Origin of the sequence: Microcoleus sp. B3-D2, assembly GCF_036705345.1 — a bacterium.
In the GTDB taxonomy this organism is placed as follows: domain Bacteria; phylum Cyanobacteriota; class Cyanobacteriia; order Cyanobacteriales; family Microcoleaceae; genus Microcoleus.
On sequence record NZ_JAUBUG010000003.1, the window covers coordinates 71,533 to 90,647 of the forward strand.

The following is a 19,115-nucleotide window of genomic DNA, read 5'->3' on the forward strand; positions in this document are numbered from 1 at the left end:
TTGCCGGTATTGTACAGAAAACCTGATATGTAACTTGTAGCCGATCGCTTGAGGTTCACCAGCAAAATTGCCGAGTTTCCTGATATTCAGGATTGACGCATCAACCGGGTGTTTTTACGAAAAGACGCGTTGTAGCCTCTTGCTAGAGTTAAAAGAACCCGAATATTAGTCTTTGTCAAAGTTGGGTTTAACAAGCTCAACCCAACCTGCTGCCGTGAATGAAAGTAAGTATAACTACTAAGCTACCACTGACAAACGCAACACAGAATTATATGTTGATCAGAGCGACCCAAATAATCGTATCTGCCTAAAGATATAAATTAAGTACAAGGGATTACTATATCCGTCAAAACCTTGGATAGAATAAAACCGTGCGATAAAGTTCCTAGGTTCATCAAAAGGCAGGTTCGTCATGGCTTTGAAGTCTGCTCTAAATATCGGTGTTCTTTCCTTAATTCTGTCTTTAGAGGCAGTTGCCGCCGGTAGTTTTTTAATACCAGCAGAGGCTCTCAACAGCCGCGCAAACATTGTCCCGCGCCCCTCACGGCCGCAGCTACCCCTCAACTGGCAAACAGTTCAACCCCCTGAATCCAGCGGAAGCAGACCAAACATTCAGCCAACGGGTTCCACGTGGAATAGCTTTCAACCGCCGGAGGACGGAGTACCGGGAAGGCGTGAAGGGGGAGGAACGCGCGGCTTAGAATGCCCCACGGCCACAACTGCCTTAACTGCGTTGATTCCCCAATCAACTATGGGGCAAACCATATCAGCAAAGCCAACATTTTTCTACTACCTTCCCGTACCCCTCGACAAAATAGTTCAGTTTGAGTTAGCAGACCAAAGAGACAAAACAGTATACAAAAAAAGTTTTCGCATGGTAACTAGCCGTGCAGGTATCGTTAGCGTCAGCCTCGGCTCCGACGACAACTCGCCAGCCCTGGAAGTTGGCAAAAACTATCAATGGTACTTTACTATCAAATGCAACCCAAAAAATACAACAGATGATGTTCTCGTTTCCGGGTGGATCAACCGCACCGCACTCGCCCCAACCGTGAAAACAGAGTTGGAGCGATCGCCCGATGATCGCACCAAGCTCAGTATCTTCGCTCAACAACGTCTCTGGTACGAGTACCTGGCAACTCTAGCTCAATTGCGTATCGAGTCTCCCAGTGATGCCAGTTTAGCGATCAAGTGGTCAGCACTGTTGAACTCAGTCGAACTCGGCAAAATATCCCAAGAACCCTTAGTCGCAAGTGAGTTAACGCCTATCACAAGAAAATAATTCAGCACCAGTTTCAAAAAAGAATGCAACGGTAGGCAAGCCCCAAACGGTGATAGCCATCAGTCAGTCGATTTTAGATTTTAGATTTTAGATTTACTTGCTGCATTGAATCTGGGAGCAGGAACAGGAGTCTAAAATTTTAGGATCTACACTGATGAGCGTTCGGGATACAGTACCCGTTTTTGGGCGAGTCATTGCCAAATCTCAAATCTCAAATGGTATGACTGGTGCAGCAAGTACGAAAAACTCGGTTTCGAGCGCCGTATTTGGCAGCACCACAGATGATTTTTGCCTGTTCCGGGTTGTTTGGTCGATCGTCCTAAATAAATTAAAATTTGTGTACCGATCGGCTGTTCGGACTTCTGCCATCTTGAAAGGCGGACTGTGGAGATTTTGATGGTCAAATTTCGCCTAATACTAAATGATAAACTGGCATAGTCAAGCAGCCGACAAACTTATTTTAGAGAAATTATTAATTATGCGCCCGAATGCAAATATTGCACTATTTCGGTTGGGAATTTCACTTTTAACTGGGTTCCCGATGGCTTGCTTTTATGCCAATAAAGCTATATCCCAAACAAAGGATATTTCTCAGTTGCCCATCGCCGCTGACAACTCAGCAGATAGGGGCAATCAAGTATTAGCACTGCAAAAACTGGAAATCAAGCAGGATGAAACAGCAACCAACTTAAATCAGTTTCCCGATTCGATCGACACCAACCCTGAACCAGAAACACAATCGAACCCCGCCGAGAACAGCCAAGATGCCTGTTCCACCATCGATGGAACTGCTTGTGGTGCGGGCATCTTGCCCGAACCAACAAATCTGGCTGACAACGATCCCCAATGTCAGAACCAGCTACATTGCAATCATGTTTTAGCCCAGAACCAACCCTCGCTGCCTCCAAACCTGCCACCGCCGCCGACGGAACAAGATCCAAATCGCGATCGATTTCTGCAACCAGCCCCGCAGCCTTCCCCAGAACCTCCCCAAGTACCGCCCACAGTAGCGCCGGCGTCCCCGTCGCCAGTTCCCCCAACGCTGCCGAATACACCTATTGAGGTGCAAAAAATTCAAGTAGTTGGCAGCACAATTTTAAGCCAAGATGAAATTAATGCCTTAGTCAACCCATTAGAAGGCCGTTCTACCACCCTAGAACAACTCAAACAAATCGCCGACAAAATTACCGAAATTTACCTCAATCGTGGCTACATCACTTCGAGAGCAGTCTTGCCACCCCAAACTATCACCGCAGGGGTAGTCCAAATTCAAGTGATTGAAGGCAAGCTAGCCAGAATTGAGGTAGAAGGAACTAAAAGATTGAATCCAAGTTACATCCGCAGCCGGATTCGACTCGGTGCCGGAATGCCTTTAAGCACAGCTTCATTAGAAGACCAACTCCGGCTGCTGCGAGTCGATCCTTTATTTGACAATGTAGAAGCCAGTCTCCGGGCTGGGGATAATGAAGGTGAGAGCATTCTGATCGTCCGAGTCTCGGAAGCTAATCCATTTCAACCTACTTTCAGCATTGACAATTACTCGCCTCCCAGTGTCGGTTCCGAAAGATTGGGAGTTAGTTTGCGGCACCGCAATATAACAGGAAATGGCGACGAACTGGCAGGGGCTTATTATCGATCGCTGGGGGATTCAGATGTGTTTGATTTCAGCTATCGCGTGCCGCTAAATGCGATGAACGGCACTTTGCAATTGAGGGCGGCGCCGAACCGCAACAGTATCGTACAAGCACCTTTTGACGCTTTTGACATTTCAGGAAAATCGCATTTATTTGAAGTTAGTTACCGCCAGCCGCTGCGGAGAACGCCGATCGAAGAATTTGCCTTATCTGCCGGTTTTACTTATCAGACAGGCAGAACTTTTCTCGCCGGCGAACCGTATGCTTTTGGCATCGGCCCGGACTCCAATGGTGTCACCACTACGAGTGCAATTAAGCTGGGACAGGACTACATTCGGCGGGACCCGCAGGGTGCTTGGGCCTTGCGATCGCAATTTACGATCGGCACTAGCTTGTTTGATGCTACTCAAAACGAAGGTTCAGATCCCGACGGACAATTTTTTAGTTGGCTGGGTCAAGTGCAGCGAGTACAGCGATTGAATGACAAACATTTATTAATTTTGCAGGCAGACTTGCAGTTGTCAGCTAATAGTTTGTTGCCTTCCCAGCAATTTGTAATTGGCGGCGGGCAATCTTTGCGCGGCTACCGCCAAAATGTCCGTTCTGGGGATAACGGCTTCAGAGTTTCGATCGAGGATCGGATTACTTTGCAGCGCGATGCTTCGGGAAATCCCAAACTTCAATTGGCTCCTTTTTTGGATGCCGGTATGGTGTTGAACGTTGCGAACAATCCTAATAAATTAACCAATGAGACATTTTTAGCAGGTGTGGGTTTGGGGGTAATCTGGGAACCGATACAGCGGGTGAACTTGCGCGTAGATTACGCTTTCCCATTGGTGAGAATTAGCGATAAAGGCGATAATCTGCAAGATAAGGGCATTTACTTCAATATAATTTATACGCCATAAAATGAGGGTTCAGCACCTCTGGTAGGCATATAAATTGTCTGTTATGGCAGAGGGGAGATGGGAAGAGTGGGCGAGTGAGAAAGAGGGAGAAAGTGGTGGAGTGGCAGATGAAGAAAATATTTCCTTCTTGCTTCTTCCCTCTTCCCTCTTCCTTGTTCAACATCAAATATTAATCGCCGACTTCCCCAACAACCTCCGCAGCAGCCTGAGTTTCGAGCCAGAGTTTCAGCAGCAAGAACTCCACCCGATCGCCCAACACAGTCGCAAACACGCCGTCAGCCCCTTCAGACGCGCCAGAAATCCACGTACCGCGCAGAGTCACTTCTACAAAGTCAGCATCAGCAACACAAAGCTCGATCGCATCGTTGTCGTTTCGGCGCGCCTCAGATTCCAACAGAGGCAGCGCCGGCAAATTCGCGGGCAGCAAAAATGCCGCAGTGCTCGGTTCGACGCTGATGCTTTGACCAACTCGCATAGCCAGCACAACTCGCAGCGCCACTAACTGTTCGGGAGATTGAGCCAAACGCTCCAGGTTAAAGCCCGTTTCAGTGTAAGTCAACTTCAGCATATTGACAGCCCTAAATTTGGAATTGAAAGTTTAAAATTGAAAATCGGGAATTGGGAATTGGGAATTGGGAATTGGGCATCGGGAATTGGGCATCGGGAATTGGGAATTGAGCATCGGGCATTGGATAGGTCGGAATGAAAAGTTTGCTATTGCGACCTAAAATCCTTTTCAATTACAGGACTGAATTAGCTATTAACTATTAGCTATTACCAATTACCAATTACCAATTACCTGTTTGGCCCATGCCCCATGCCCTATTCCCTATTCCCCTATTTGATATTCGTGCCAAAACAGTTCGGCAAAAGCAACAGTGGGGTGTATGGGGGCTTTCGGCTTAGTTCGCAGAGTCATTCCAGCTTCTATGGGAGTTCGATCGCCCTTACGAGAATTGCACCGTTCGCAAGCAGTCACCACATTGTCCCAAGTATGCGGGCCGCCCTTCGATCGAGGCATCACGTGATCCAGCGTCAAATGTCGGTTGCTACCGCAGTATTGGCAAGAATGAGCGTCGCGGCGCAGAACTTCCCGGCGATTGACCGGGGGCACTTTCCACAGGCGTTCCCTGTTACCAAAAGTCAAGCGGATTTGTTCGGGTACGTGGATGCTGGTGCTGGGCGATCGTACCAGCCAGCCGTTGCCAATGCTAAAATCCAGAGGTTCAGCCTTGCCTGTTACCAAAAGTACGATCGCCCGTTTGATGTTGACACGGCTCATTGGTAGGTAATTCTGAGAAAACACCACCACAGATTGCCTCAATACATCAGTTACTACGGTCACGGCTTGCTCCTCCTCGTCAATTTTGGATTTTAGATTTTGGATTGTAAATTTTGAATTTTGGGTGCTTCGTCTGCATTGGCTACATCTGGTTTTTTGCCAGTTCCCCAAGCGGATCGAATTTCTCAAATATCCAATCAAATGCCCCCGCTTCTCTTACTTAGAAGCGGGGGCTAGAAAAACTGCTTTCATGCAAATTTTCATCCTGTCTTGGTACAGTCGTTTAGCTGTACCTCCCGCTTCGCGTATCTCGATATGGCTGTGCCACTTGCAGACCGTCTCGGTCTATCTCGTTGTAATTAATTTCTGCAATTTGTCCTAATCCACTATAACCGTGTTTATTTAGGCCCAAGCCCGCCCACGAGGTCGCTGCGACAGTCGCAAAACCTGTCCTAAAGACGTGCCGTAACGACTCGGAGCGACCCCTGGGGCGATCGCACTTCAGTTGATAGGTGGAGTAGGTGGGGAGAAATTTCACAGCAGGCAGAAAGTGGTAAGAGAGCTTTAAATCTAGCTGTAAACATACTACACTGATATTACACATATGTCCACCCGTCACGGAGAAAAAATTATGCATACCCTACCTAGAACCTCAACCACCGAAATGGAAGTCACCAGCATTCGACTCGAAAGAGAACTCAAAGAGAGACTTAAAGAGCTCGCAGGCAATCAAGGCTATCAAGCTTTGATTCGAGATTTGCTCTGGAATTACGTGCAGCAGAAGTCTGGAGAGTATCGGCAGATGTTTTCTCGATCGGATATTCGAGCTAGCATTAATGCCACAGCACAGCAGGAGGAACGCTGCGCGCTTACAGGAGAGTTGATTCGACCGGGCGGGCCGATGTTATTAGGTCTGACGATGCACGGCGAAATGGTGCCGCTGAGTATAGGGAGTATGGCTGGATAAACCAGTTTATCGAAAATTTGTGAGAGCGATCGGCCTGGGGTGAAGGCCCCAGGCGCTGAAGATCATACTATTTTAGATTTTAGATTTTAGATTTTAGATTTTAGAATTGGCAAGGACTTATAAGATAAGGGTTGGGAGCTTGCCTAGAGTTGCATTGCTTTTGGGAACTGGTATAACAATACTTGAAACATTTTTTGATTACCAACCGTAGAATAAGGGTTTCAAGGCTCCAAGGCAATCGAGCTACCAACGAAAATTCAGGGTTTCAGATTACGAACTAAAAACAGTCCGGGCTATTGGTATAAAATCCCGCAGTATTTAAACAATATTTATTTAACCAACCCCGAAGACGCCAACAGCGCGAAGAAAGATGGAGAAGAAGATAGCTACTGTTAGCGCTTCGCAATTCTGGTAACGCAGCTCCGGATGCTCCAAAACGCGCGGGCTAGTGCTAAAATTTCCATCGGGCGTGCCGAACAGACGATCGTACATTTGATGAAAAAAATTAAAGTAATGCTGAAAAACCGCTACTTGACTGCTGCGAGTTCGATCGCCCTTCTCACAATTATTGCCGGATGCGCCGCTACTGAATCACCTCAACTTGCATCTCCCTCTCCTGTAGCTGAATCTTCCCCGCCGCCAGTTAAACCAAGTCAGCCTCAGCCCTTAATAGTCTCTGCTAAGAATCCCGAAACCCCCACAAATACCAAAATCCAGCAATATCTCAACGGGTTGGCAGCCCAAGGTTTTGCCAAAGAAGACCAAGGGATCTGGATGCAATCGGGCAATACTTTGCTAGCCAATCATCAAGGTACAGTTCCTCTGTCAGCCGCTTCTATTACCAAAGTAGCAACATCTCTCGTAGCGCTGCAAGAATTCGGGCCGGAACATCAATTTATTACCTTAATTGGTACAACGGGAAAAATTGAAAACGGCGTATTAAAAGGCGATTTAATTGTTGAGGGAAGCGCAGATCCGTTGTTTGTTTGGGAAGAGGCGATCGCCCTCGGTAACGCCTTAAATCAAAAAGGGATCAAGCGAGTCACTGGCAATTTGATAATTGTTGATAAGTTTTACATGAATTTTGAACTTGATCCCCTCAAATCGGGAGAATTGCTCAAACAAGGATTGAACAGTGAAATCTGGCCCAGCGAAGCCGCCGCCCAGTATCAAACACTACCTCCAAATACGCTAAAACCCCAAATAGCAATTGAGGGTACTGTAAAAGTTTTGTCAGCACCTCCCAATGACGTGCAGCCTGTAGTCAAACATTATTCTTTGCCCCTTGCCGAACTGATCAAAAAAATGAATCAGTACAGCAACAATCTCATGGCAGATATGCTAGCTGATACTGTCGGCGGCGCCAAAACAGTCGCGCAAAAAGCAGCAGCAGCAACCGGAGTTCCTCCGGCAGAAATTCAACTCGTCAACGGTTCGGGATTGAGCGAAGAAAATCTCATTTCTCCCCGGGCTGCTTGTGCGTTATTTATAGCTTTAGAACGCTATCTTGAACCTTACAGCATGACAGTTGCTGATGTCTTAACTGTAGTTGGGAAAGATCAAGGAATACTGGCAGAACGGGCGCTTCCCAAATTAGCAGTAGTCAAATCTGGCACGTTGGATAATGTTAGCGCTTTGGGCGGAGCATTGCCCACTCAAAAACAAGAAACAGTGTGGTTTGTGATTATGAATCGCGGGGCAAATGTCGAGACATTTCGCACTCAGCAAGAGGTTTTGCTGAAAAGCTTTTTGAATGAGTGGGGAAGTGTTCAAGTTTCGCCGCCCGAATTAACCCCAAATCCTGCTAGAAGTAGTAAGGTATCTCGCAGCGAAATTGTTCAATAAGCTGTTGTGCATTTAAATTTTATATTCCAGGCGCCTCGCGTGTCCACCCCACAAGAGAGTTTGTAGGGTGTGTCAGCACAGAAATTTTCAATTTTTAGCTAAAATAATGCAAGCTGATACACCCTAGGAGTACAAACCAATTTAATTGGGGGTTTTCGCCCTAGCTACCACAATGCCGATCGCACTTTCGACTCTCCTAATATATCTGTGCAAGTCGTAAGCAACTGTCACCTCCCCAGCAGGCGAAGCGTGAATTAAACCAATATTGCCGTCAGCATTGCGGTAGACTAAACCGGTGTGGGTGACATCCAATCCTTTAACATCCGTGGCTACCGCTACAATATCCCCTGGCTTTAACTGAGAATAAACACTTTTTATCCGATTTGTCGGGATGTAATTAACAGTAGTTTTGGCTAAGTCTGCTTCTTGGCTGACAATGCACTGATAAGTTGCTTCGTCTTTGACCATTTGCGGGTAACTGCTGCGGTGCTGGCTCATGAAATTTAGTGTTTTATTCATCGGCACTCCGCCTAATTCAGCAGTAATATTTTCCACAGTTTGCCGTTTTTGATTGTCGTTAATCCATTCGGAAAAATAGTGCAATCTGCTGCAATAACCGTTGATTTTACCGTTTAAATACCGCTGTTCTTCTATGCGAGTGACAAAATTTTGATAGTCGTAATCTTGTACTGCTACGCCCCTGGCGATCGCCAAAACAGTTTCTACAAATAAAACGCAATCAAATTTATTCAAAGTTACGAGCAACTTTTCTTCGCCGGATTCGTCCAGCAAACCTGCGGCGTAGGGCTTTCCTAGGAAATTATCGGCGATCGCCTGGACGATTTCTCCGATCGTGCGATCGTGCAAATTTTGTTGTTTTGCATACTGTACAACCTTTTCAAAACGTGCTATGTCTTCAGGTTGTGCAGCGGTTTCTCTCTCCGTATTATTTGAGTCCGATCGTCTCGCCAGCACCTTCAGCAATTCGGAATAGGAAATTTCCGCTAAATTGTTGAAGTCCCAAAACATACTCGGGAAACTGGAAACAGTTTGCTTGTTTGTTACTACCAGATTTTCGCTTTCTCCCGTCAAGGAAAACGCTACATCCGCGCCCTGTCCTGCTGTTTGTGGCTCAACAACATATCCCGTAGCAGATTGAGACTGAAATGCCCAAACATCAGGTATCAAAGAATTATTCACGCCGACGATCGCAAATCCGAAAACAGCCAGACTCCAAAAATTTCTCATGTTTTTCAAAGGATTTTGCTTCAACTCAGTGCTATCCTGAAAATTTTACAATTACTAGAAGTCTCAATCAGCCTAGTAGACAGATAAAATTGGCAACAGCGGACTAGATCGATAGACTTGTCATTTAGATGCCGCCCTATTATAAACTGATCGTGCGAGTTTGATAGCACAAAACTGTAATGCAAGTAGAACGCCGACGCCGCCCACGCCCAATTCCCCCCCGACGCCCAATCGAGCCCCTAGGCCCAATCGGGCCACGACGCCAAAGCAGCCAGCCTCCTGTCCAATCCCGTCGCCGAGTCAGGACGAAATTTTCTCGCTTAAAATACCGTAACATCCTGTGCTTAATTGCGGGGGCGATCGCGATCGGTTGGATTGTCACAATACCGTTCAGAATTCGCCGTCCCCCAGAACCGCCAGTCATCTTGCCTCAACAGGCTGTCTCGCCTCAAGAAACACTCTCGCCTCCGACAATTGAACCATCGGAAAATTTAGCCGATCGTCAAAGCGAGCCTACCTTTAGCTACAACATCAAAACACCTCCCAATCCCGTTTACTCTCAAGAATTGCAAGGGATTGTTGATGAAGCTGTGAAAATTGCGACCAGCAAAGGACTACCCGCAGAATCCCTATCAATTACCTTATTTGATGTCAGCAATGCCAAAGCTCACAGCTTCGCCGGATATCAAAATCAAACTCTCCGATTTCCCGCTAGCGTTGCCAAATTATTTTGGATGGCAGCCTTTTACTCAGCCCTAGAAAAAGGCATCATTACGCAAAGAGAATCTGCCTTTACGAACGACCTAGAACAAATGATTCGCGTCTCCAACAACGATGCAGCCAGCAGGATTTTAGACAAAATCACAGATACAAAATCCGGGGGACGGCTCGCAGGAGAAGAATTGCAAACCTGGCTGAAAAAGCGCAATCAAATTAACAGTTTTTTTCAGTCTGCTGGATACAATGATATTCGTATAACCACCAAAAATTATCCCATACACTATTTAAGACAAGAACAGCCGCTCGGTCGCGACTTGCAATTGCGGGGCGATCCTTCTCAGCCGATTCGCAATCAAGTAACTACCGACCAAGCCGCCAGATTAATATATGAAATCTATACTAGGCAAGCCGTTTCCAGCGTCGCCAGCCGCAAAATGGCTTACTTGCTGACGAGAGACTTAGACCCCAAAGCATGGAAAAATGACCCCAGCAATTCGATACAAGGATTTCTCGGCGAATCTTTACCAACTAATATTTATTTTGGTTCCAAAGTTGGCTATACCTCTGGTTCCCGCAGCGAAGCGGCCTTTGTCAGAACTTTAGACGATCGCGCGATTTATATCTTAGTTGTTTTCGCAGACGATCCGGCTTATGCCAAGGACGAAACAGCATTTCCGGCAATTTCCCGATACGTTTTCGATCGGCTCAACGCTCGTGGCCCCAGCACTTTGCAGTGAGAGCGGCTAGGGCGGGTTCACTCTTTTTGGATGAGGACTTAGGCAAAACAACGTGTTTGGGCCAAAAATCCGCACTGGCGAGCAAAGAAACCGATTTCTCTATCGCAAATCTACGCTTTTAGGCCAAATCCGCAGCAAGAAACCCGGTTTCTTATATCCTGTGAGCAACCCCTAATTAGGTTTGTAGTTAGGCAGTCGTTTTTCTCTCGTCGGACGAGCGGTGACTCTAAACTATCAGTTAAATAATTGATTGACCGAACACAATTTAACTGGGGCGAAAGGATTCGAACCTCTGAATGGCTGGACCAAAACCAGCTGCCTTACCACTTGGCGACGCCCCAACGTCTTAACCTTCACTATCTTAACATTCAAACACTGGAATCTGTCAAGCATTTTGACAATAAAATTTAAAAAATGTTTTTGGAACCGATCGCCGGCCGGTTTATTCTTTGATCGCAGGGGGGCGAGCTACCGGGATTTCAATCCTGAAATCAGCTCCCTGTCCCGGTTTCGAGATACAGTTCAAGCTTCCTCCGTGTTTTTCCACCACAATCTGGTAGCTGATAGACAAGCCGAGCCCCGTACCCTTGCCCACAGGTTTAGTGGTAAAGAAAGGGTCAAACAAGTGGCATTTAGCTTTTTCGGCCAATCCCGGCCCGCTGTCTTGAATCCGAATCACCACAACTTGACCGCTCGACTTTCCTGACTCACCAGCCTCCGAGTCTGGGTTCACCACCGCCGTCGAGATTTTGATCGTCTTGGGTGGGGGCTGATTTTCCAAAGAGTCGATCGCATTCGCCAAAATATTCATAAATACTTGGTTGAGCTGCCCGGGATAGCACTCTACCTTCGGCAAGTTGCCGTAGTCTTTAATTACCTCAATTCCCGGTACGAGTCCGTTTGACTTCAGGCGGCTCTGCAAAATCAGCAGCGTGCTGTCAATCCCTTCGTGAATGTCCACCAGCTTCATCTCTGCTTCGTCGTGCCGCGCAAAGTTCCGCAGAGACAGGACAATTTGGCGGATGCGTTCGGTTCCCATCTCTATTGAAGACAGAATTTTCAGCAAATCCGGCACTAGGAAATCAACATCGATTTCTTCGCTTTTGTCGAGAATTTCGGGGCAAGGCTCCGGGTAGTGCTTTTGATACAAGTGCAGTAAATCCAGCAAATTCCTCATGTACTGCTTGCAATAAGTCAAGTTGCCGTAAATAAAATTAACCGGATTGTTAATTTCGTGGGCGACGCCGGCGACCATTAGACCGAGAGAGGACATTTTTTCGTTTTGGATGAGCTGAGCTTCTTTCTGCTGCAACTGCTGCAAAGTTTCCGTCAGTTGGCGGGCTTGAGTTTGAGCGGCTAAGGCTGCCGCCCGGGTTTGGGCGTAGAGTTCGGCTTGGTCGATCGCGATCGCCAGTTGATCCACCACCGCTTGCAGCAATTCCACTTCGCTCGTCGTCCAGGAACGGTGGCTGCTGTAATGGTTGCAAACTACAGCACCCATTTGACCGGAGCGAGTCTTGAGCGGCAGCAGCAGGTTAGAAAAAATCCCGAGACTGGTCAAAAAATCTCGCGTGGGCGGTTCTATGCACAGTGCTGTTGCCGCGTCCCCGATCCGGAGCGTTTGGCGGTGGCAAATTTTCTCGGCCAGCAGGGTTACTTGTTCGATCGGGTATTCTGTAAGCCGCTCTTTCAGTTCGGGATTTGCCGCCTCGTGGGTGATTGCAAAGCTTGGCTGCCCGTCTCGCGAGATGGAGTACCACAAAAAGTAGCACTGGTCAACCTGCAACAAGCTGCGAATTTCGTTGACAGCCGTATCTAAAATTTTGTCGAGGTCGAGGGAATTCCGCATCTGGCTGGCGAGACCGAAGAGCAGGCCTTCCCGGCGGCTCAACAATTCTTCTCGGGCCGTGATGCGATCGATCGCCACGGCGATGGCGTTAGCCATGCAGCCCAGAACTTCTAGCGCTCCCTCGCTTGCCAAAGCGCTACTGCACAGAGCCATCACTCCCACCAGGCGCTCCTCCACTATCAGCGGATAGGCAATGGCGCACAGAGACGGGTTCGACAGTAAGCAGACAGGAGCCGTTTGGAGTTTTCCCGGTTCTGCTCGCACCCAATCTTTTATTTCCCGTTCCCACCCTTCGGTGGTGAGTCCTGAATCGGCCTGCAATTCTAACTGCTCTGTCTGCGGGTTGAACGTCCAGATACTCGCCTCTTTGGCGTCGAGGTAATCTACCATTGCCTCGGTGCAGCGGTTGAGGATGGGCGATATTTTCCCGCCTTGTCCGAGGGCTGCACCGACTTTAGCTTGCAGAGCTCCCAAGCGAGCTCGCTCTTCTAGCGACGCGGCCGTTAGTTGGCGATCAGAGGTGTCCGGGGAGCCGACAACAATTTCTGGGATTTGTTTGGTATCGTCTGCACGCGCGATGCTCGCTGAAGTTTCCCACCAATATTGAGATTTGCCTGTTTCCTCGAACGTCGGGAGCTTTGTTGTTCCGCATATTCTCGTGCAGCTCTGTGGCGTCTGTACGGCACACAAGCTGGATGGGTTTGAGCCACGAACTAACTCCGAGATTAGCTGGCGGTCAGAGGTGATATCTTCTACTTCTGGCAAGTGTTTCTGGGCTTTGAGTAATTGCCAGCGCAGATCCACCAAACTCGCAACTTGCCGACTCAAAGCTTGAATACCCTCTATCGTTTCTTTTGTCAAGTCTCTCGGTACTGAGTCCATGACGGATAGCACTCCCAGCATCTGCCCATCTGAGGTGACGACTGGGATTCCGGCGTAAAATTTCACCAAGGGGTAGGAAACCGTCAGCGGATGCTCGGCAAATCCCACGTCTGTGGAAGCGTCTCGGACAATGACCACAGGCGGTTCCGTGAAGGAATTTGCAGGGGGTTCGATCGCAGATAGGGGAGCAACTGGCGGTTTTTGCAGGGGAGTTGCCCCGTCAAATTCGGAGTTTGAGTTTGAGCCGACGGCAAACTCTTCGGGAGTTCGGTCGAGCGCGCGAGCGCAAAAATTCAGATAAAGGTAGGCTAAAGCTTGATCGATACCTAACTGCGACTTCAACCAGTGGCGGTTACCGTCAATCAAGCTCAAGAAAGCAATAGGAGTTCGGCTGATCTGAGCTGCCAAACCTACCAAATTGTCCAAGCAGGCGTCTGGAGCAGAGCCGAGAAGCTGATACAAGTCAATGTTATGGAGCTTGAACACTTTTTCACCAAGAGGCAAGGGTGCTTTCATCATGTGTAACTGCCCGTCTAGTTGCTGGCAACCGCCCTTCTCAATACTTTAGAGAAAAACAAGCTATGAATTGTGTTATGGGAGACTGTGGGCGCAACTTCGGCGCAGGCTGCTTGCGCCGAATTCAAACTAACCTCTTGACTGATCGGGAAACTTTTGAGTTATCGGAGTTAGAGCACCCCAGATCTTAAGACTATATAAATTATACTTCCAGTTGACTATGCTTTTGAATACCTCCGGCTCTCTAAATCTAAGAGCCTCTGTTGAGAGGAAGCAGCTTTCCAAAATATAACGCGATTGCTTACCTAGAATTTTTTAATCACTTTAATTGTATTTTAACAAACTTATCTAATCCTGGGTAGCTGGCTTGCTGGTAGATTTAAATCAGGGGTGTGTGCCACAATACCAGTGTCCTTTAGCGAGCTGTGCCTTAGACGGTCGTTCAACTACAGTTAGGAAATGAATTACAAAAGATTGGTAAGATGTTAAACTTTGTAACAATAGTTACTCCAACTCGACCTTCTAGGGTTTCTGGGCCCAGATGCACATTTTGCAACTGTTGTAATCGCTGAGCGACAACTCTCCCAATCCCTTTTTTCGAGTTTGAGGTAAAAAAACAGGACTAAACTTTCTACTAATGTTCCAACGGGGTTGGCAACTATTGCACAGAGGCAACTCTAAAAAAATGACGGGGGGAAGTATGTTTTGTATTTTCAAGAACTATAAATAAACAGGGAGAAGAATATGTCTGCAAGTAGCAGTCAAGTACCAACTATTTTGGCAGTTGATGATAGCGTCGTGATGCAAGGACTTGTTAAACAGGCCTTAAGTAAAGAGTTTCGAGTTCTCGTAACAGACAATGCAGTGGATGCTTTGTCAACGATTTATCACGAACAAATTTCGGTTTTGTTGCTCGATGTTTCGATGCCTGGTATTGACGGATTGGAACTCTGCCGCACGGTGCGGAGCTTGCCTCAGTTTCAGAATTTGCCGATCGTAATGCTGACAGCGCGAGATGGAGCTTTTGATAAGGTACAGGGGCGTTTGGCGGGAGCAACAGAGTACTTAACTAAGCCGTTTGATGCTGAGAAGTTGCGCGAGGTAATTGGTAAGTTTATCAAAATCAAATAATCGGACTTAGAAAAAAAATTCAGTGTTGAGTAATTATGAAGTAATTTGAGTAATTAATGAACTAAAAAGTTGCGATCGCGCTTTCTTATCCCCGATTTTTTTAACCAGTTCCGGCGCGGGGTATTATGCACTCTTTGCGGGGTAAGTCCTAAATTTTTAATTTAGCCAGGAGTAAGGGAACGATCGCACTGACAGGTAGAATATATTGGGCTGCACCGAGGGCGATCGCCTCCTTGGGCATTCCGAAGACAATGCAGCTAGCTTCGTCTTGGGCGATTGTCAAACCGCCCTGTTTAGCGATAGCCAACATTCCGTCAGCACCATCTCTACCCATTCCTGTCAGCAAAACCCCCGCTGCTGCCCGACTATAAAAATTAGCTACCGACTTAAATGTCACCGTTACAGAAGGGCAGTGTCCCATGACAGGAGCAGCTTCTGAATAAACAAATCGCCCTTGAGAGTCCAATTCTAAATGACGTTTTTCGGGGGGGAAATAAACAGTCCCTGCTTGTGGCAATTCCCCAAAAGAAGCTATCTTAACTGGCAGTTTCGATTCATTACCCAGCCAATCAACTAATCCTTGCAAAAAACCTTCACTGATGTGCTGGACACAAATTATAGGCACGGGAAAACTAGCCGGAAGTTTAGAAATAATTGCGTACAGTGCTTGCGGTCCCCCTGTAGAAGCCCCTATAGCCAACACTTTAATAGTGGGAGATTTAACACTTTCGTTGGCAAATTTGTAATTAGGAACTGGTGCTTGGTTGATTTTTACAATTTGATTATTGTCTTGTGTTGGCTTTTTTTTTTGATGCCGTGTAAATACTTTAACTCCTGAGAGAATTTTTACTTTAGCTATTAATTGATTGGCGAGGCGAGCGTAATCAGATACCAACCCGCCAATCGGTTTCGGAAAAACATCCAATGCACCAGCGTTTAACACTTGAAATACATTGTGAGTATCATTCGCTTGTACTGAAGCACTAATTACTAAAATTGGTAGCGGATATTTCTTCATTACTTCTTCCGTAAATTCTAACCCGTTCATTGGTGCCATGTTCAAATCCGTACAGATTACTTGGGGCTGAAGTTTGGGGATTAATTCTAGTCCTTCTAATCCGTTGCAAGCGGTTCCTACAACTTGGATGTCTGGCGAGGACTCAAAAATTCGTTTGAGGACGAGCGTAACTACTGGAGAATCTTCAACTAACAATAGTTTAATGGGCGATAACATCAGTTTGCTGGGAAATGGCGAATGGGGAATGGGAAATGAGGAATGGGGAATGGGAAATAGGGCACTTGTGCTGCCCTTCGACTTACTTCTCTTCGGCGAAGCTGAGCGGGCAAGGCGCGCAGGGCGATTGGCTAAGCTCAGCACGAGTCGCTCAGTAACCGCGTAGTCAAAGTATTGGGCCTGGAGCAGCATCGATGCACTGGTAATTGTGCACTGGGCACTGGGCATTGGGCTTGCTAATTGGTAGTAAATAACAAATGCCTAATAACCAAGGAGTAATGACTAATGACTAAACTAACCTTTTGAGTGTATCTACCAACACATCTTGATTGAAAGTACCTTTAGGAATATAAGCATTTGCCCCCGCATCAGCCCCTCTTTTTTTATCTTCATCCGATGCCAAAGAGGTCACTAAAATTATCGGCAACTCACTGTATTCTTTTTGCTCCCGAATCTTAATAGTCAGGGCCAAACCGTCTAAATTTGGCATTTGTATGTCAGAAATCACAGCATCAAAATCGCGAGTTTTTAATTTATGGAAAGCATCCAATCCGTCTACCGCAGTCACAACTTCGTAACCCGCACCTTCCAGGATGCGCTTTTCTTGAGTGCGCGTGGCGATCGAGTCTTCTGCTAATAGTATAACTTGTTTTCTGCTGGCAGTCTCAAGTTGCGATCGCGCACCAGAAACCGCACGGGACGAAACTTGCTGGCGTACAGATTTTATCAAATCGTGGGGATTGAGGACCATACAAACTTCCCCAGTACCGAGAATTGTGGCACCCGAAACATTTCGCACCCGTTTCAGCAATTGACTTTGAGGTTTCATCACCACATCCTGTTCGTCTATCAAAGCATCTACAAACAATCCCAATCTTTCCTCCCCAACTTTCAAAACAATACAAGGCATTTTTGAAGAAGCTGAATTTAGGAAGTATTTTTGATTTTTTCTCAGAATTTCGCTCCCGGTTTCCTGTCTCAAATACCGATTCTTTTGCCACCCTTGTCTATTGTTTATTTCTAGTAAATCGGTCAGATGAGCAACTGACAGAGGCTGACCCTTTGAAAGTATAGTTTCCTTACCTTCTATAGCAAATATCTCAGACTGAGACACCTGTTGTGCCGTGTCTACAAACTCGACTGGCAGAGCATAAGGAATACCTTCAACTATGACAATTAATACATTTGCTGTAGCTAAAGACGTGCTGATTTGCAGCCTCAAAGTGCATCCTTGTCCCGGTAAAGACTCTACTTGAATACTACCTTTTAGGGCTTCTACATTAGTGCGAACTACATCTAAACCAACCCCGCGCCCCGATACTTCGGTAACAAATTTTTTTGTAGAAAAACCCGGAGTAAAAATTAAAGATTTTACTTGACTTTCGGTCATTTCTGCCAGTTCTTCAAAAGTACAAATATTACGTTTTACAGCCGTTTGTTTAATGCTCTCTAGATTTAGTCCCCGGCCATCATCAGCAACTTCAATAATAATATTGCTAGCAATATTATAGCCTTTAATTCGGAGAGTAGCCACGGCCGGTTTACCTAGTTTTTTCCGCTCGTCAACAGTTTCAATACCGTGGTCAATCGCATTTCTAATCATGTGCATTAAAGGGTCTTTCATTTCCTCTAAAATGCGTTTATCTGCTGTAGTTTCGCCTCCTTCAATCACTAATGCTACTTCTTTACCTTCCCGTTTCGCTAAGTCTCGAACAGTTCGAGGAAATAAATTAAAAATAGTAGACAAAGGCAGCAGTCTCAGAGTGCGAATTCCTGATTCTAATGCCTCTGCGATTAATTCGAGTCGGGCAGTATCTTCATAAACTCGATTTCTCAAGCGGTTGACTAAAGTGCCGAGATGTTCTAAACGTTCTTCTGTACGTTGATAGTAATCCTGCAATTGGCTAAATTTACCGTTGGCTTGAATACCGTTTTCATCTATTTGCATCCGATCAACATTCAAGCTCGTTACAAAATATTCTCGGCTCCACTCTTCCCACAAAGTTGTAATTTGTTCGATCTCTGCAACTCGGTGTCCTAGCCGAGTTTTTGTGACAGTAAGTTCCCCTGCTTGAGTCATTAAATCGTCTAAATTTTGAGTAGCAACGCGAATCGTTTCAATGCGGTAAGATGAGGTTGAGGAGGCAGTAACTGCCGACTGCGAAGCCGAGGCAGTTACTGGTTCAGAAGAGGCAGGCAAGTTTGGAGCTTGCCGTAGAAATTCGGGCTTGGATTGTAAGGGTAAAAAAGAGGAATTTTTCTCTAAGTTAAGGACTTCAGAAGTTTCAACATTGGTTTCTAGTTCTTGAATAAGATGCTCAGTAAATTGCGGTTCTACCAACGGTTGTTCTGGTACTTGTGAAGATGAGGGTTCTACTATTGAGGCTGCTGCCTGTGGCTGTGACTGACTAGAAGCACCCATCATGCTAGCGAGGATATAAAAAGTATTAACGCCGGAATCTTCGCCGGTAACGGCTTCGTTAACGAGTTTCCGCATGGCGTCTAAACCTTGCGAAAGTCGATCGCTAATATCGGAATTCAGTTGAGTTTCTCCCCGCTTGACAGCTCCCAAAATATGCTCCATTTGATGAGCTAAAGATGCTACATTTTTTACGCCTAGCATCCCAGCATCACCTTTAAGAGAATGGGTTTCTCGCAACAATTGTTCTAACTTAGCTAAGTCGCTCGGATGTTGTTCTAAGTACAGCAATCCGTCGTCTAGTTTCTGTAAGTGTTCTTGACTAGCGACTTTAAATACTTCTCGAAGTTCTTGATCTTCAATCATCATATATGTTTTTGAGTAATAGGTAATTGAGCACGGCTAATGGGTAATGGGGAATGATAATTATGTTGAATACTCAGTCGATGGCTAATGACTAA

The 19,115-nt window shown here is 46.5% G+C and carries 13 protein-coding genes and 1 tRNA gene; 7 read left to right on the forward strand and 7 right to left on the reverse strand.

Annotation, left to right across the window (positions count from 1 at the left end):
• Positions 1 to 412: 412 nt before the first annotated feature.
• The 3 genes from QUB14_RS01995 (at position 413) to QUB14_RS02005 (ending at position 3,824) form a co-directional block, all read left to right on the forward strand.
• The gene (locus tag QUB14_RS01995; protein WP_333213989.1) at positions 413 to 1,282 is read left to right on the forward strand and encodes a DUF928 domain-containing protein; all 870 of its coding nucleotides are present in this window, start codon (positions 413 to 415) and stop codon (positions 1,280 to 1,282) included.
• Between the two features lie 154 nt (positions 1,283 to 1,436).
• Entirely contained in the window at positions 1,437 to 1,679 is a 243-nt protein-coding gene (locus tag QUB14_RS02000; protein WP_190736059.1) for a hypothetical protein, read from the forward strand.
• A gap of 24 nt (positions 1,680 to 1,703) precedes the next feature.
• Entirely contained in the window at positions 1,704 to 3,824 is a 2,121-nt protein-coding gene (locus tag QUB14_RS02005; protein WP_333213992.1) for a ShlB/FhaC/HecB family hemolysin secretion/activation protein, read from the forward strand.
• Between the two features lie 169 nt (positions 3,825 to 3,993).
• Here the strand turns inward: QUB14_RS02005 and QUB14_RS02010 are convergent, their stop codons facing one another.
• Positions 3,994 to 4,392 (reverse strand): alr0857 family protein, encoded by a 399-nt coding sequence (locus QUB14_RS02010; RefSeq protein ID WP_190736061.1) that lies wholly within the window; start codon positions 4,390 to 4,392, stop codon positions 3,994 to 3,996.
• A gap of 261 nt (positions 4,393 to 4,653) precedes the next feature.
• Positions 4,654 to 5,169, reverse strand: a complete 516-nt coding sequence (locus QUB14_RS02015) for an HNH endonuclease (protein WP_242717210.1) — start codon at positions 5,167 to 5,169, stop codon at positions 4,654 to 4,656.
• Positions 5,170 to 5,737: 568 nt separating this feature from the next.
• Between QUB14_RS02015 and QUB14_RS02020 the strand changes: the two genes are divergently transcribed.
• Together QUB14_RS02020 and QUB14_RS02025 are read left to right on the forward strand one after the other, a co-directional pair.
• Positions 5,738 to 6,073: a ribbon-helix-helix domain-containing protein gene (locus tag QUB14_RS02020; protein ID WP_039886507.1), complete on the forward strand. Its 336-nt coding sequence runs from the start codon at positions 5,738 to 5,740 to the stop codon at positions 6,071 to 6,073.
• A gap of 513 nt (positions 6,074 to 6,586) precedes the next feature.
• Positions 6,587 to 7,918, forward strand: a complete 1,332-nt coding sequence (locus tag QUB14_RS02025; RefSeq protein ID WP_333214224.1) for a D-alanyl-D-alanine carboxypeptidase — start codon at positions 6,587 to 6,589, stop codon at positions 7,916 to 7,918.
• Positions 7,919 to 8,059: 141 nt separating this feature from the next.
• On the opposite strand, the gene QUB14_RS02030 is transcribed toward QUB14_RS02025, so the two are convergent.
• A complete protein-coding gene (locus tag QUB14_RS02030) occupies positions 8,060 to 9,166 on the reverse strand; it encodes an N-acetylmuramoyl-L-alanine amidase-like domain-containing protein (RefSeq protein WP_333213995.1) in 1,107 nt (368 codons plus the stop codon).
• Positions 9,167 to 9,345: 179 nt separating this feature from the next.
• On the opposite strand from QUB14_RS02030, the gene QUB14_RS02035 reads away from it, so the two are divergent.
• The gene (locus QUB14_RS02035) at positions 9,346 to 10,623 is read left to right on the forward strand and encodes a serine hydrolase (RefSeq protein WP_333213997.1); all 1,278 of its coding nucleotides are present in this window, start codon (positions 9,346 to 9,348) and stop codon (positions 10,621 to 10,623) included.
• 269 nt (positions 10,624 to 10,892) lie between these two features.
• Here the strand turns inward: QUB14_RS02035 and QUB14_RS02040 are convergent.
• Both QUB14_RS02040 and QUB14_RS02045 read right to left on the reverse strand, forming a co-directional pair.
• A tRNA-Gln gene (locus QUB14_RS02040) sits at positions 10,893 to 10,964 on the reverse strand.
• 101 nt (positions 10,965 to 11,065) lie between these two features.
• A complete protein-coding gene (locus QUB14_RS02045; RefSeq protein WP_333213999.1) occupies positions 11,066 to 13,873 on the reverse strand; it encodes a GAF domain-containing protein in 2,808 nt (935 codons plus the stop codon).
• A 741-nt stretch (positions 13,874 to 14,614) separates the two neighbouring features.
• Between QUB14_RS02045 and QUB14_RS02050 the strand changes: the two genes are divergently transcribed.
• Positions 14,615 to 15,001 (forward strand): response regulator, encoded by a 387-nt coding sequence (locus QUB14_RS02050; RefSeq protein ID WP_006631154.1) that lies wholly within the window; start codon positions 14,615 to 14,617, stop codon positions 14,999 to 15,001.
• A gap of 148 nt (positions 15,002 to 15,149) precedes the next feature.
• Here QUB14_RS02050 and cheB read toward each other — a convergent pair whose 3' ends face one another.
• Both cheB and QUB14_RS02060 read right to left on the reverse strand, forming a co-directional pair.
• Complete coding sequence (cheB, locus tag QUB14_RS02055; protein WP_445251803.1) at positions 15,150 to 16,463, reverse strand: chemotaxis-specific protein-glutamate methyltransferase CheB; 1,314 nt, start codon at positions 16,461 to 16,463, stop codon at positions 15,150 to 15,152.
• 61 nt (positions 16,464 to 16,524) lie between these two features.
• Positions 16,525 to 19,020 carry a hybrid sensor histidine kinase/response regulator gene (locus QUB14_RS02060; protein WP_333214228.1) on the reverse strand — a complete coding sequence of 832 codons (2,496 nt, stop codon included), beginning with the start codon at positions 19,018 to 19,020 and terminating at the stop codon, positions 16,525 to 16,527.
• Positions 19,021 to 19,115 lie beyond the last annotated feature (95 nt).

Bases quoted from the DNA above. Each gene is read 5' to 3' on its own strand.
- QUB14_RS02035 (WP_333213997.1), top strand. From the start codon at position 9,346: ATGCAAGTAGAACGCCGACGCCGCCCACGCCCAATTCCCCCCCGACGC.
- QUB14_RS02005 (WP_333213992.1), top strand. From the start codon at position 1,704: ATGATAAACTGGCATAGTCAAGCAGCCGACAAACTTATTTTAGAGAAA.
- QUB14_RS02000 (WP_190736059.1), top strand. From the start codon at position 1,437: ATGAGCGTTCGGGATACAGTACCCGTTTTTGGGCGAGTCATTGCCAAA.
- QUB14_RS02060 (WP_333214228.1), bottom strand. From the start codon at position 19,020: ATGATTGAAGATCAAGAACTTCGAGAAGTATTTAAAGTCGCTAGTCAA.
- QUB14_RS02030 (WP_333213995.1), bottom strand. From the start codon at position 9,166: ATGAGAAATTTTTGGAGTCTGGCTGTTTTCGGATTTGCGATCGTCGGC.
- QUB14_RS02020 (WP_039886507.1), top strand. From the start codon at position 5,738: ATGCATACCCTACCTAGAACCTCAACCACCGAAATGGAAGTCACCAGC.
- QUB14_RS01995 (WP_333213989.1), top strand. From the start codon at position 413: ATGGCTTTGAAGTCTGCTCTAAATATCGGTGTTCTTTCCTTAATTCTG.
- cheB (WP_445251803.1), bottom strand. From the start codon at position 16,463: ATGCCCAGTGCCCAGTGCACAATTACCAGTGCATCGATGCTGCTCCAG.
- QUB14_RS02050 (WP_006631154.1), top strand. From the start codon at position 14,615: ATGTCTGCAAGTAGCAGTCAAGTACCAACTATTTTGGCAGTTGATGAT.
- QUB14_RS02045 (WP_333213999.1), bottom strand. From the start codon at position 13,873: ATGATGAAAGCACCCTTGCCTCTTGGTGAAAAAGTGTTCAAGCTCCAT.
- QUB14_RS02010 (WP_190736061.1), bottom strand. From the start codon at position 4,392: ATGCTGAAGTTGACTTACACTGAAACGGGCTTTAACCTGGAGCGTTTG.
- QUB14_RS02025 (WP_333214224.1), top strand. From the start codon at position 6,587: ATGCTGAAAAACCGCTACTTGACTGCTGCGAGTTCGATCGCCCTTCTC.